This window comes from Bradyrhizobium sp. BR14999, assembly GCF_056106085.1.
Genome location: NZ_CM148536.1, coordinates 7,359,664 through 7,373,275 on the forward strand (window position 1 = coordinate 7,359,664; position 13,612 = coordinate 7,373,275).

At 62.0% G+C, this 13,612-nt stretch carries 10 protein-coding genes and 1 pseudogene; 2 read left to right on the forward strand and 9 right to left on the reverse strand.

Going from position 1 to position 13,612, the window contains the following annotated elements:
* Positions 1-12: 12 nt before the first annotated feature.
* Together ACR9YP_RS34360 and ACR9YP_RS34365 are read right to left on the reverse strand one after the other, a co-directional pair.
* A complete protein-coding gene (locus ACR9YP_RS34360; RefSeq protein ID WP_474217952.1) occupies positions 13-2,334 on the reverse strand; it encodes a molybdopterin-dependent oxidoreductase in 2,322 nt (773 codons plus the stop codon).
* Between the two features lie 17 nt (positions 2,335-2,351).
* Positions 2,352-2,975 carry a TetR/AcrR family transcriptional regulator gene (locus ACR9YP_RS34365; protein ID WP_474217953.1) on the reverse strand — a complete coding sequence of 208 codons (624 nt, stop codon included), beginning with the start codon at positions 2,973-2,975 and terminating at the stop codon, positions 2,352-2,354.
* A 162-nt stretch (positions 2,976-3,137) separates the two neighbouring features.
* On the opposite strand from ACR9YP_RS34365, the gene ACR9YP_RS34370 reads away from it, so the two are divergent.
* Together ACR9YP_RS34370 and ACR9YP_RS34375 are read left to right on the forward strand one after the other, a co-directional pair.
* Positions 3,138-4,334, forward strand: coding sequence for an acetyl-CoA C-acyltransferase (locus ACR9YP_RS34370; protein ID WP_474217955.1), 1,197 nt, complete (start codon positions 3,138-3,140; stop codon positions 4,332-4,334).
* 99 nt (positions 4,335-4,433) lie between these two features.
* On the forward strand, positions 4,434-5,636 hold the full coding sequence (locus ACR9YP_RS34375; protein ID WP_474217956.1) for a multidrug effflux MFS transporter: 1,203 nt from the start codon (positions 4,434-4,436) through the stop codon (positions 5,634-5,636).
* 117 nt (positions 5,637-5,753) lie between these two features.
* On the opposite strand, the pseudogene ACR9YP_RS34380 reads toward ACR9YP_RS34375, so the two are convergent.
* From ACR9YP_RS34380 to ACR9YP_RS34410, 7 genes and pseudogenes are all read right to left on the reverse strand, one after another.
* Positions 5,754-6,421: pseudogene (locus ACR9YP_RS34380) on the reverse strand (flavin reductase family protein).
* Positions 6,422-6,548: 127 nt separating this feature from the next.
* A complete protein-coding gene (locus tag ACR9YP_RS34385) occupies positions 6,549-7,562 on the reverse strand; it encodes an NAD(P)H-dependent flavin oxidoreductase (protein ID WP_474217957.1) in 1,014 nt (337 codons plus the stop codon).
* A gap of 23 nt (positions 7,563-7,585) precedes the next feature.
* The gene (locus tag ACR9YP_RS34390) at positions 7,586-8,773 is read right to left on the reverse strand and encodes an acetyl-CoA C-acyltransferase (protein WP_474217958.1); all 1,188 of its coding nucleotides are present in this window, start codon (positions 8,771-8,773) and stop codon (positions 7,586-7,588) included.
* A gap of 15 nt (positions 8,774-8,788) precedes the next feature.
* Complete coding sequence (locus tag ACR9YP_RS34395) at positions 8,789-9,919, reverse strand: acyl-CoA dehydrogenase family protein (protein ID WP_474217959.1); 1,131 nt, start codon at positions 9,917-9,919, stop codon at positions 8,789-8,791.
* A 23-nt stretch (positions 9,920-9,942) separates the two neighbouring features.
* The gene (locus ACR9YP_RS34400) at positions 9,943-11,124 is read right to left on the reverse strand and encodes an acyl-CoA dehydrogenase family protein (RefSeq protein ID WP_474217960.1); all 1,182 of its coding nucleotides are present in this window, start codon (positions 11,122-11,124) and stop codon (positions 9,943-9,945) included.
* A 14-nt stretch (positions 11,125-11,138) separates the two neighbouring features.
* Positions 11,139-11,876: an SDR family oxidoreductase gene (locus ACR9YP_RS34405; RefSeq protein ID WP_474217961.1), complete on the reverse strand. Its 738-nt coding sequence runs from the start codon at positions 11,874-11,876 to the stop codon at positions 11,139-11,141.
* 18 nt (positions 11,877-11,894) lie between these two features.
* Positions 11,895-13,499 carry a class I adenylate-forming enzyme family protein gene (locus ACR9YP_RS34410; RefSeq protein WP_474217962.1) on the reverse strand — a complete coding sequence of 535 codons (1,605 nt, stop codon included), beginning with the start codon at positions 13,497-13,499 and terminating at the stop codon, positions 11,895-11,897.
* Between the last annotated feature and the right edge of the window lie 113 nt (positions 13,500-13,612).

The following is a 13,612-nucleotide window of genomic DNA, read 5'->3' on the forward strand; positions in this document are numbered from 1 at the left end:
ACTCCCTTCGAGCTATTGTCCGGCCGCTCTCTTGTGAATTCGCTCGGATTGCGACTGATAGGTGGCAGCTTCGTGCGCGGACACCCGGGCCAGACGGACCGCAACGTTCTTGTGGTAGGGCGTGCCCGCAATGGGGTCGCGGTTGCCACTCTCGGTGAGCAGATTGATGCGCGGTCCGTTGATCAGGCGCGCTCCGTCCGACGTCGGGTATGCCTGACCGTAGCCGTGCGGCAGCGCCAACTGGCCCTTTCGCATGGCATCGTCGACCTTGCAGCGGACGACGAGCCGTCCGACCACCGACTCGACGGCGATCCAATCGCCATCCTTCGCGCCCAACTCGCTCAGATCGCTCGAATTGATCAACATGGCGCCGTCCGGATCCTCGCGACGCCACGCGGGATCGCGAAAGATCTGGTTGGCATTGAACATGCGGCGGCCACCGGCCGCCAGCATGAACGGAAATTCCTTTGGCGCGCCTGCGGTCCGCGGATCGAGACGCGCCAACCATTCCAGCATCTGCGGGACGGCCAGCCGTACCTTGCGATCCGAATGACCGATCAATGACCAGACGTCGTCGTAATCGTGTTGAGTAACCGCCGTGCCCTGCCGTGTGGCCACGATGGTGTCGAACAGGCGATCGCCGAGTTGATGATCCGCTACTTCGTCAGATGCGTTGATTGCGCGCCGCACCGCTTGCGGCGATCGCTTCGCGCAAGCCAGTGCCGCGCTCCACAACGGTGCGGCGGCCGCGGTGCCGTCCGGAAGCGTCTGCCCGAGCGTATGGTAGAGCACAAGCGAAGGCACCGCCGGCGGGTTTTCTGCAATGAAAGCACGAAATGCGGCTGCGAAGTCAGGGCGAGAGCGACGCGCAATCTCGCGCAGGGGTGCCAGCACATTGTCACCCGGCAGAAGCCCAAGAGCAATGGCGAGCCGCGTATAGATCTCAGGCTCTGGCAAGGTGCCAGCGAGCGGCGGCAATACTCCAGCGCGGACGTGAAAAAAATTGGTCGGGAATTCGAAGTTGAAGAGAGTGAATTCTGTTTTTTCGAATTGCGAGGAAGCCGGGAGAACATAATGCGCGAGTTGCGCGGTCTCGGTCATCGCAACGTCGACCACCACGCATAGATCGAGCGAACGCAGCGCTCGTTCCACCGCTTCGGTGTTGGCTGCGGTGTTGGCAGGATTGGAACTGTCGATCCAGGCGCAGCGCAATCGTTCGGGATGGTCCTTGAGCACTGCTTCGGGGAAGATATTGGGAGGCAACAGACCCCCAATGATCGCGTCGCCGGTCGGAGCGTAGGTCTGGTTCGGCGAATTTCCCCACAGCGGCTGAAGCCAGCTATGCAATTGGTTTGTACCTTTACGGCCGAAGCTGCCGGAAAGCATGATCAAGAGCTTTTCGAGATAAGAATTGAGCGTCGAGTTGATGCCTTGCTGGATGCCAAGCTCGACCCGCACCACCATGGCCTTCGCCGCCGCGATCATCGCGGCGCAACGCTCCAGATCGGCGATCGAGATATCAGCCGCGACCGCCCATTCTTCAACGCTGATTTTCAATAGCGCTTGCCTCACTTCCGCGAAGCCGATCGTGTGCTCCTCAATGAACGCGTGGTCGATGAGGTCGGAACGAACAAGCGTGGCCAACAACGCGCCAAGGAGGAACGCGTCGGCGCCGGGACGAACTGCGAGATGCAGGTCCGCCAATTCGGCGGTTTCAGTCCGGCGTGGATCAATGACGATCAACTTGCGCGCGGAATCCTTGCGGATCTGATTGAGATGATCCCGCGCATTGGGGAAGCCGTGCGCGATCCAGGGATTTGCACCGATGACGAACAGGAGATCGCAATGATGCACGTCCTCGGCGGTGTGGCACGTCTGGCTGCCGAACATGTGGCCATTGACCCAGAAATCGCCGGTTTTCTCCTGCGAAAGGGCGTTGAAGACGCAGCGTGAACCCAGCGCGCGCAGCAATCCACTGGCGTAGGCACCGCCGGCGTGGTTGCCCTGCCCGCCGCCGCCGTAAAGGGCAATGCTCTTGCCGCCATATTTGTCGACGATGTCTCGAAGCCGCTCCGCGATTTCCGCGATCGCCACGCCCCATTCGATCTCGTCGAAACCACCATCGGCGCGACGACGCAGCGGGGACGTGAGCCGATCCTTGTCATTCGCATAATACGGAATGCGGGTCGCTTTATTGCACAGATAGCCTTGCGACTTCGGGCTTGAACGGTCGCCTCGCACTTTCTCCAGGCGGCCCTCGTTTACCTGGACTTCGATGCCGCAATTGACGTAGCAAAGGTTGCAGGCTGTTTTCAGCCACTTGCCGGCCGTCATGGGTGACCTCCCTTGTTTTATGATTTTTCGCAGCACATCGCGTTTGCTGTTCTGCGCCGCGGCTTGTGAGTTCGGCCGCTGGCGGTCATCCGTCCGGCGTCGAGAATATCGTCGGAAAGCTTCCCGGCGCCGACAGCACGTGACAGCACGATCGATCCAACCATGGTTGCAATGGCGCCCGTCGCGATTTGGCGCGCCTGTTGGGGACCCTCGGCGGGAAGCACTTCGACCAGGATGTCGATCATCTCCTCCAGCTTGGAAGCAAGCGCCCGTTGCTCGCTCGGGCTCGATCGAGCGACATCTGCGGCCAGGGCCGGAAGCGCGCAACCTTGTCTGGGATTGTCGCGGTGACGGGAACTTAGGTAATCGGCGATCAGCGTCTCGAAGCGATCCCCGCTGGCCTTCCGGTTCGCCAGCTTTCTCCACCGCTCGACCATTTGGTCCATCGCAAACGCGATTGCCTCGCCAACAAGTGCGGCACGTGACTCGAAATGGTTATAGAACCCGCCGTGCGTAAGACCCGCGAGCTTCATCAACTCGACAACGCTAAGTCCTTCGGCACCGTTTTGACGCAAGCCGTAGGAGGCATTTTCAACGATCCGGCTGTGGGTCTGGCGCCTATGGTCTCCTACGTAACGCATCTCCCCTCCGTGCAAGCTGCTCGGTGACCGGCTGTTCGATCGATCCCATCCACCAGCGCTTCTGGACCGCGCTTTTGAAGTGACGGCAATATTTCATTGCAACGTCGACCATGTTATATGATTAACGTCATATAACAACAGCAATCAACAGGAGAATTCGCCATGGCCGCCGCTTCCGATCCCGTCGTCATCCTCTCCGCAGCCCGTACGCCGCTCGGCCGCTTCATGGGCGAGCTCTCGCCACTCAGTGCCCACAAGCTCGGTTCCCATGTGATCGGATCGGCTTTGGAACGGGCCAAGCTGGCACCCGAACGGATCGACGAGGTCTTCATGGGCAACGTGCTGCCGGCCGGGCAAGGCCAGGCGCCGGCGCGCCAAGCCGCGCGCGGCGCCAAATTGCCGGATGCCACCGGCGCCACCACCATCAACAAGGTCTGCGGCTCCGGCATGAAGGCCACCATGATCGCTCACGACATCATCAATGCGGGCTCCGCCGAGATCGTTCTATCCGGCGGCATGGAGAGCATGAGCAATGCGCCGTATTTGCTGGCAAAGGCACGCGGCGGTTATCGCGCGGGACATGACCGGATCATCGACCACATGATGATGGACGGCCTGGAAGACGCCTACGAGACCGGCCGCTCGATGGGTGATTTCGGCGAGGCCACCGCGGAAGCCTATCAGTTCACCCGCAAGGACCAGGATGCCTACGCGATGGAGACCTTGACCCGCGCACGCAAGGCCGTCGAAAGCGGCGCGTTCAAGGCCGAGATTGCGCCGATTACACTGTCGGAAAAGGCCGGGCCACGGATTATCGCGAATGACGAGCACCCGCTCAAGGTCGATCCCGCCAAGATCCCCGGGCTGAAAGCCGCGTTCCGCGCCAATGGCACCATCACGCCTGCCGCCTCGTCGGCAAATGCCGACGGCGCTGCGGCGCTTATTCTGGCAAAGCGTTCGCTCGCCGATCGCGACGGCCTCCCCGTGCTGGCCGAGATCAAGGGCCACGCCACCCATAGCCAGGAGCCGCAATGGTTCACCACGGCGCCGATCCCGGCCATTCGCAAGCTGCTGAACAAGATCGGCTGGAGCGTCGACGACGTCGATCTGTTCGAGATCAACGAGGCGTTTGCCGTGGTGGCGATGGCCGCGCAGAAGGATCTCGGCATCCCCAGAGAGAAGCTGAACGTCAATGGCGGCGCCTGTGCACTCGGCCATCCCATTGGCGCCACCGGCGCGCGATTGATCGTGACGCTGCTGCACGCGCTGGAGGCGCAGAACCTCAAACGCGGCGTCGCGGCGCTGTGCATCGGCGGCGGCGAAGCAACCGCGATCGCGATCGAGCGCATCATCCGCTGATAGCACGGTCGGTCCGACAGGAAAGGGCTCGGCGAGCGGCGCGAACCGCATCACTCGCCGTCTTGTAACCTGACTATCCCTACCAACGCGAAAGTTGCCATGGCTGACCAGATCAAGACCGCGCCGCGGGACGTTGCCTTCTCCGGCGTCCTGCATATCGCGGTGCTTTCCGTCCTGGCCGCCATGGGAACGCTCGCGACCAACATCTTGCTGCCGTCGCTGCCTCAAATTGCGGTCTCATTGAATGTCACGAGCGCGGCAGTCACGTCCGCCATCACCGCCTTTCTTGCAGTGTTTGGGGTGGGCCAGCTCCTGGTCGGACCGCTCTCGGATCGCTACGGAAGACGCTGGCCGGTCCTGATCGGATTTGCCGTGTTCTTTGGCGGCAGCGTTTGGTGCGGTTTGGCAAACGACCTACCTAATCTTTTGGCCGGCCGCATCGTGCAGGCTGCCGGCGCTTGCGCGACATCCGTGCTGTCTCGCGCCATCGCCCGCGACATGTTCAGTGGCGCTGCGCTGGCACGCGCGATGGCGCTGATCATGATCGTGATGTCGGCAGCTCCTGGATTCTCGCCGCTGCTTGGTGGCGCACTCGATCATATTTTTGGATGGCGCTCCGAATTCGTGCTGGTCGCGGCCTTTGCCGCGGTTAGCGCCATTGCCTACAGCATCGCCCTTGGCGAAACCCACCATTCGACCCGCACGCCGCTCAATCCCCTCGCCATCGCAAAGACCTATGTAGGCCTGATTGGCGACCGTCGTTTCGTTATCCCGGCTGCAACCTCGAGCCTCATCATCGGCGGCTTATTCTCGATGTTTTCGGCTGCGCCGCGCCTGTTCATCGAAGCGCTGCACTTCACGCCGATCCAGCTCGGCCTGTTCTTCGCCGGTACCGTCTTTATCGTATTCGCCGCGGGCATGCTGGCAACAAAATTGGCACCTCGCTACGGGCTCGATGGCCCGATCCGGGCAGGTTTGTGGGCGACGACCGCCAGTAGCCTTGCGATCCTGCTCATCTCGATGGTCAACCCGACTTTCTTGCCATTTCTAGGTGCGATGAGCGTATTCCTCCTCGGCATGGGCATTGTCAGTCCACTAGCCAGCGCGCGAGGGCTCTCTCCATTCGGAGAGAAAGCCGGCGCGGCCTCGGCGTTGCTGGGCTTCTGGCAAATGATGACTGCCGCAATCGGTGTATGGCTTGCCGCCACGGTATCGCATCAAGCAATGTTGGCGCTGGGCATCGTGTTGACCGCGTTTTCTCTGCTGGCTCTCGGCCTGTACGCGCGGGGCCCGGGATCTTGATTGACGTATAACTCCGAGCGCGCTCCTTTTCAGCCACTCATCAGCTTTGCGAACCGCGGCTTACGCCGTCGGGCAAACGCGGCAAAGGCTTGGTCGGCCCGACATTCACCCACCGAGTCAGGTCCCGTGGAATTCCGGCTTGCTGCTGCCCGCTGGACGCTTCATCTCGAACATGTTCTCGGTCCTGACCTCAAGATAATCTCCACCCCGGCCGGCGCGCAGAATGGGACGCGCAAGTGCCGTGTTGTAGACGCCGTCCTCGATCAACGTTTTGTCGATGTGGACCGCGACGACCTCACCAAGCACAAACCATCCTTCGACCTTTTCTCCGCGTGCGTTGGCCAGCTGAGAGACCTCGATGACCTTGCATTCCATGGCGGCCCTGCTCTCGCCCACGCGCGGCACAGCAACGTGGCGTCCGGGTATCGGCGTCAAACCGGCTGCTTCGAACTCGCTCACGCCGTGATCGAGCGGCGTCGCTGTCACGTTCATGCGCTCGCCGAGATCCATGGTGACCAGATTCCAGACGAATTCGCGCGTCTCGCTGACGTTCTTGACGGTGTCTTTCCACGAAATCGAGGAAAATCCGATGATCGGAGGATCGTAGAGGAACGCGTTGAAAAAACTGTAGGGGGCCAAGTTCAATCGACCGGCTGCATTGCGCGATGAGATCCACCCAATCGGACGCGGCGCGATTATCGCATTGAGATTATCGCATTGAACGGATTATGCCGGAGCCCGTGGCCTCTCGAAGGCTCGTAGTAGTGGAAGTCGGCCTGCTCCATAAATGCCCCCGAAGCTGCCGAAGGCCGTCGATCTGGCCCGTTGAGCTTCAACAAAGATCGACGCACGCATGACCATGCGTGCGCATAGCCTCCGTCAGAACGTCCGGAAGCGGTATGTCCTCCCCGGCTAAGCCATCGCCCACGCCGCAGCCGGCCGCTGCCCGGCGCCGTCGAGGAAACCAGTTAGGCGCTGCCGGATGAGTTTTTCCGCATCCGCCATGATGCGGTCGATCAGTTCCTTCACGGTCGGAATGTCGTGAATGAGCCCGACGACCATGCCGCAGCTCCAGGCGCCCGCATCCATGTCGCCGTCGATCATCACCTTGGGATAGACGCCCGCCACCTGGTCATGGATGTCCTCGATCTTGAGGCTCTTGCCCTTCTCGCGCTCGATCTCGAGCAGTTGCTCGACGCCCTTGTTGTTCAGGACCCGCTCTGTATTCCGGAGCGCACGCATCACGAGCCTGGTGTCGAGTTCCGTCGCCGCGACCAGCGCCTTCTTGACGTTCTCGTGCACCGGCGCTTCCTTGGTGGCGATGAAGCGCGTGCCCATGTTCATGCCCGCAGCGCCCATCGCCAGGGCGGCAACCAGGCTGCGCGCATCCGCCATGCCGCCAGAGGCAACGAATGGGATCTTCAGTTCCTCCGCCGCGCGCGGCAACAGGATCATGTTCGGCATGTCATCCTCGCCGGGATGGCCACCGCACTCGAAACCGTCGACGCTGACGGCATCGCAACCGATCTGCTCGGCCTTCAGTGAATGCCGGACGGAGGTGCATTTGTGGATCACCTTGATGCCGCCCGCCTTCAGGGCCGGCATGTACTGTTCGGGGCTGCGCCCGGCGGTTTCGACGATCTTGACGCCGCCCTCCCTGATGGCCGCGATGTATTCCGGATAGGGCGGCGCGCTGAAGGTCGGCAGGAACGTGAGGTTGACGCCGAACGGCTTGTCCGTCATGTCGCGGCAGCGCGCGATCTCCTTGGCCAGCAGTTCCGGCGTTCTCTGCGTCAGGCCCGTGATCAAGCCGAGCCCGCCCGCGTTGGAGACGGCCGACGCCATTTCCGCGAAGCCGACATAGTGCATGCCGCCCTGGATGATCGGGTGCTCGATGCCGAACAGTTCAGTGATCGCTGTCTTCACGAATGGTCTCCCCGCGTTGCCGCTCAGTGGATGATTTCGAACAGGCCGGCTGCGCCCATGCCGCCACCGATGCACATGGTCACCACGCCGTATTTCGCCTTGCGCCGCCGGCCCTCGATCAGGAGATGGCCGGTGAGCCGCGACCCGGTCATGCCGTAGGGATGGCCGATCGCGATCGAGCCACCATTGACGTTGAGCTTGTCGGGATCGATGCCGAGCTTGTCCCGGCAGTAGATCACCTGCACCGCATAGGCCTCGTTCAGCTCCCAGAGATCGATGTCGTCGATCTTGAGGTTATGGCGCTTGAGCAGGCGCGGGATCGCGGCGACCGGGCCGATGCCCATCTCGTCCGGCTCGACGCCGGCGGCGACGAACCCACGGAAGATGCCAAGCGGCTTGAGGCCCTTCCTGGCCGCAATCTTGTCGCTCATGATCACACAGGCCGATGCGCCATCCGAAAGCTGGCTGGCATTTCCCGCGCTGATGGTCTTGCCCTCGAACACCGGCTTGATCTTGGCGAGGCCTTCGGCGGTGGTTTCGGGGCGTGGCCCTTCGTCCTTTGTGAGCGTCACCTGCTCGTAGGTGACCTCCTTGGTGTCCTTGTTGACCAGCGCCATCCTGGTCGTGAACGGCACGATCTCGTCGTTGAAGCGGCCGGCCTGCAACGCAGCGCCGACACGGCGCTGGCATTCGAGACTGTATTCGTCCTGCTTGTCGCGGCCGATCTTGTAGCGCTCGGCGACGACCTCCGCCGTATCGAGCATCGACATGTACATTTCGGGCTTCATCGCCATCAGCTCGTCGTCGACGGAGTGGAACCTGTTCATGTGCTCGTTCTGCACGAGGCTGATCGACTCGATGCCGCCGCCGATCGCGACCTCGACGCCATCAAGCATCACCGAGCGCGCAGCGACCGCGATGGCCTGGAGGCCGGAGGCGCACTGCCGGTCGATGGTGGTGCCGGCGACCGTCACCGGCAGGCCGGCGCGGATCGCGCCCTTGCGCGCAACGTTCATCACCATGGTGCCCTGCTGCATGGCGCAGCCCATCACCACGTCTTCCACCTCGCCCGGCGCGATGCCGGCGCGCTTCACCGCCTCGGCCATGACGTGACCGGCCATGGTCGGACCGTCCGTATTGTTGAGTGCGCCACGGTACGCTTTGCCGACGGCTGTCCTTGCGGTGGAAACGATGACTGCTTCAGTCGTCATGCTGGCCTCTTCTCGTTACGCGGCCGCGTCCAGCCGCGCGTAACGCAGCACATGGAACGCGGGATCGCCAAACTGGATGTTGATGGAGGAGATACGCTTGAAATAGTGCCCGACGTTGAGCTCGTCGGTCATTCCCATGCCGCCGTGAAGCTGCACCGCCTGATCGGCGACGAACTTGCCGGCATAGCCGATCTTCGATTTGGCACCCGAGGCGAGCCGCGACAGGCCGGCATTGCCGGCGCTGAGGCTGAGGTTCAGATGCTGCATCAGGGAAAGCGCTTCCTGATGGGCGATGAACATGTCGACCATGCGATGCTGCAGTACCTGGAAGGAGCCGATGGTGGTGCCGAACTGCTTGCGAGTCTTGGAATAGTCCAGCGTCGCCGAATTCAGCTCGGCGATGGCGCCGACGGCCTCCGCACAGAGCGCGCCGATGGCGCGATCTCGGCTGGATTCCAGCGCGGCGACTCCCTCGCCTTCCGCTCCCAGCAATTGCCCGCGGACCTCCCGCAGGCTGACCTCGGCGGCCCGGCGGCCGTCGATGGTCTTGAAACTCTGGAGGTCGACGCCGGTCGCGCGCCGATCGACCACGAACAGGCTCACGCCGCCGCAGTCACGGTCCTCGCCGGAGGTCCGCGCCGAGACGATCAGATAGTCGGCCCAGGGCGCGGCCATCACCATGGTCTTCGCGCCGGTCAGCACGTAGTCGTTGCCCTCGCGCCGCGCTCTCGTCGTGACATTGGCCAGATCGAAACGCGATGTCTTCTCCGTCCAGGCCAGGGTCCAGATTTTCGAGCCGTCGATGATTTCAGGGATGAAGCTCTGCTGCTGCTCCGGCGTGCCCACGTGCTCGATCAGGCCGCCGGCCAGCACCACCGTCTCGACGAACGGCTCGACCACGAGGTGACGGCCGAACTCATGCATCACGATCATGGTCGACAACGGACCGCCGCCGAGACCACCGACTCCCTCGGAGAATGACGCGGCGAGCAGGCCGAGCTCAGCGAAAGCGTCCCACTGCTTCCGGCTGAAGCCTTCCTCGCTCGTCACGATCTTGCGCCGCGCCTCGAAGTCGTACTGGTCGCGCAGCAGGCGCTGGACGCTGGACCGCAGCAATTCCTGTTCTTCCGTGAACTGAATATCCATCCGATCCTCCCGATCCGCCGTCGCTAGAGCCCGAGCACGGCTTTGGCGATGATGTTGCGCTGGATCTCGTTGGATCCGCCGTAGATGCTGAGCTTGCGCGCGTTCAGGTATTTCTCCGACGCGGTGTGGCCATGATCGGGGCCAGGCATGAAGCGGTTGGCGCTGACCGGATGCTCGCGGATGGCAAGGCCGTAATTGCCGATGGCGCGATGGGTGAGCTCGGTGATGTCCTGGAAGATCTCGGTGCCGCGGATCTTGAACAGCGAGGCCGCCGGCCCGGGATCGATGCCGCGCGCCATCTGGGCGACGACACGCAGCTCCGTCGCCTCCAGCGCCAGCACGTCGAGCTCGATGCGGGCGATGTCGCGCAGGAATTCGAGATGCGCGGGATCCTCGGCCGGTATTTCGGCCTTCACGATCTGTTTCAGCTTGTTGATGTAGCGGGTGGACCGGCCGATGCCGGCCATGCTGGTGCGCTCGTTGCCCAGGAGGAACTTGGCGTAGGTCCAGCCCTTGTTCTCCTCACCGATCAAATTCTCGACGGGCACTCGGACGTTTTCGAGGAAGACGTCGTTGACCTCATGACTGCCATCGATGGTGATGATCGGCCGCACCGTAACCCCGGGCGACTTCATGTCGATCAGCAGGAAGGAGATGCCAGATTGCGGCTTCACATTCGGATCTGTCCGCACCAGACAGAAGATCCAGTCTGCGTGCTGGGCCAGCGTGGTCCAGGTCTTGTGACCGTTGACGATATAGTGGTCGCCGTCGCGCACGGCCCTGGTTCTGACCGTCGCGAGGTCCGAGCCGGAGCCGGGCTCCGAATAGCCCTGGCACCACCAATCCTCGCCGGACAAGATCCGCGGCAGAAATTTCTTCTTCTGCGCCTCGTTGCCGAACGTGTAGATCACCGGCCCGACCATGGTGACGCTGAAGGCGAGCGGCGGCAGCGTGCCGGCGCGCGAGGTCTCCTGCTCGAAGATGAAGCGCTGCGTGACGGACCAGCCCGGGCCGCCATACTCCTTGGGCCAGAGCGGGGCGATCCAACCCTTCTTGTGGAGGATCCGGTGCCACAGCAGCGATTGCTCCTTGGTCAGGTCGGTCTCCGGATTTGGAACGCGCATTTCCGACGGATAGTTCTCCGCAATGAAACTGCGCACCTCGTCACGAAACGCGGCGTCCTCGCGGGAAAGCTTGAGCTCCATCGCAGCAGGCTCCGCTACCACTTCTCGCCGAAGGGACGGATCTCCAGCTCGAACGTCCATGCGCTTCTCGGCTGCTGGTAGAGCTGCCAATACGAAGTTGCGACGGAGGACGGAGGCATCAAGGCATCCGGATCGTCCAGCGCGGTGGGCCCGAGAGCCTCCAGCCGGCGTTGCCGAACCCACTCGGTGTCCACGCCGGAATCGATGATGAGATGCGCGACGTGAATATTTTTCGGGCCAAGCTCGCGGGCCATTGCTTGCGCGACCGCACGAAGGCCAAACTTGGCGCTTGCGAAAGCAGCATATCCGCTGCCGCCTCGGAGCGAGGCGGTCGCCCCGGTAAAGAAGATGTTGCCAGCCCCGCGCGGAAGCATGAGGCGGGCCGCCTCGCGACCGGCCAGAAAGCCGGAATAGCAGGCCATTTCCCAGACCTTGCGGAAAACGCGTTCTGTGGTTTCCAGAATCGGGAAATTGACGTTCGCCCCGATGTTGAAGATGCAGACTTCCAGCGGCGCATGCTTGTCTGCATCGTTGAGGAAGGAGATGATCTCGTCTTCCTTGCGAGCATCAAGCGAGCGTGCGTGAATCTCTCCGCCGGCAGCCTCGATATCCCGAACGAGCGGAGCCAATTTTTCGCCGTTACGACGGCCGGCGAAGACCGTGAAGCCTTCTGCGGCGAATTTTTTGGCGATCTCGCCGCCGATGAAGTCCCCGGCGCCGATGACGGCCGCGGTTGCGTTTCTCTTTTGCAAGGGTGTCCTCCCGATAAGTTAGATATGTTGCCTGCGGAATTCGGGCGCCTGCACCGCAGGGGCTGCGCCACCTTCGCGCAAGCTCTCCGCGAGCTTGTGCTTGAGTATCTTGCCGGTCGATGTCGCCGGCAAGGCACCGAGGATGACAATTTCGGACGGGCGCTTGTAAGAAGTAAGCTGAGACCGGACAAAATGCATCAGGGTCTCTGGTGTCGTGCAAGATCCTGGCAGCAACTGCACAAAGGCCACGATCTCCTCATTGCCGTCCGCGGCACGACCGACCACAGCGGATTGCACGACGTCCTTGTGTGAACTAAGGACTGCTTCGACCTCCGTGGGATAGACGTTGAAACCGGAACGAATGATCATTTCCTTGGTGCGGCCGACAATGTACAGACAATCGCCGTCGAAACGTGCGAGATCGCCGGTATTGAACCAGCCCTCGCTGTCAATCACCTTCGCGGTGAGCACGGGGGCACGATAGTACCCCAGCATCACGTTGCGCCCGCGAACATGCAACTCGCCGACTTCACCGGATACAGTCGGAAATCCTTCGATGGTTCGCACCCGCGCTTTCACACCAGGCAGCAGCGTTCCAACAGCCTGATCCGAGCGTGGCCTATCGAAACGTACGCCTGATATTCCCGGCGAGCATTCGGTGATCCCGTAACCGTTGAGCAGCGGAAGCCCGAACTCTTTTTCCACGCGCAACTTCAGGTTCAAATCCAGCGGCGCGCCGGCGACAGCAATCAAGCGCAACGAGCCTCGCGACAATTGTTCCACGCCTGATACGCTCTTGTACTCCAGCAGGCGCTGATAGGTGGCAGGCACGCCATTGAGGATGGTGACGCCCTCCTCCGCGATGGCCTTTGCGGTCGCGGCAGGATCGTATTTGCTGACCATCCGCACCGTGCCGCCAACCATCAGCGTCATGATCAGGAGCGAGATGCCGACGATATGCGAGATCGGCAACACAAGATAGATCTTGTCCGTCTCGTTCATCGCGCGGAAGTACGCGGTGGTCTTTGCGCTGATCAGAAGATTGTCATGCGAGAGCATCACGCCCTTAGGAGTCCCCGTCGTCCCTGACGTGTAGATCAAAACCGCGACTTGCCTTGCTGGATCGGCCTCCACGGGCTGGACTGTCGCGCTTTCGTTGAGCGGGCCAATCCCAATGTCAGCTAGCGGGCCAATACGCCGATTCTCGGCGCCGTAGCGCGAGGCGTGAGCAGCGGCCTCCTTCGAAATACCCGACGTGAACAACATCCGCCGGGCGCCGCTGTGATCGCGGATCTGGTCCAGTTCGCGTGCCGACAAGCGCGGGTTGGCGACAATTGCCCAGGCGTCGAGCCGGCTCGTCGCCAGCAGCAAAGCAGCAAGCGCAATACAGTTTTCGCTGACAATGATCATCCGATCGCCGGCCCTGATCCCCAGCGATGAGAGCACGGTGGCGATCTCGCCAACGCGCTGCTCCAGTTCTCGATAGCTCCACGAAGCCCCCTCCTCGACCAGCGCAATCCGGTCGGGCGCTCTGGCAACCGGTCCTGCCGTTACTTCATGGATTCGGCTCGGCAAGCCGACAGCGATCTCGTCGACACTGATCGTCTCTGAAAGCTCCAGCACGACTGACCTCCCGACCGACCGTGCCAACTTTGCAATGCGGCACACTTGGGCCTCGGTTTATAGTTCTTTTTTAGAACTCGTCAATCGATAAATCGTCGTCGGACTTTTTTCAG

Bases quoted from the DNA above. Each gene is read 5' to 3' on its own strand.
- ACR9YP_RS34360 (WP_474217952.1), bottom strand. From the start codon at position 2,334: ATGACGGCCGGCAAGTGGCTGAAAACAGCCTGCAACCTTTGCTACGTC.
- ACR9YP_RS34365 (WP_474217953.1), bottom strand. From the start codon at position 2,975: ATGCGTTACGTAGGAGACCATAGGCGCCAGACCCACAGCCGGATCGTT.
- ACR9YP_RS34370 (WP_474217955.1), top strand. From the start codon at position 3,138: ATGGCCGCCGCTTCCGATCCCGTCGTCATCCTCTCCGCAGCCCGTACG.
- ACR9YP_RS34375 (WP_474217956.1), top strand. From the start codon at position 4,434: ATGGCTGACCAGATCAAGACCGCGCCGCGGGACGTTGCCTTCTCCGGC.
- ACR9YP_RS34390 (WP_474217958.1), bottom strand. From the start codon at position 8,773: ATGACGACTGAAGCAGTCATCGTTTCCACCGCAAGGACAGCCGTCGGC.
- ACR9YP_RS34395 (WP_474217959.1), bottom strand. From the start codon at position 9,919: ATGGATATTCAGTTCACGGAAGAACAGGAATTGCTGCGGTCCAGCGTC.
- ACR9YP_RS34400 (WP_474217960.1), bottom strand. From the start codon at position 11,124: ATGGAGCTCAAGCTTTCCCGCGAGGACGCCGCGTTTCGTGACGAGGTG.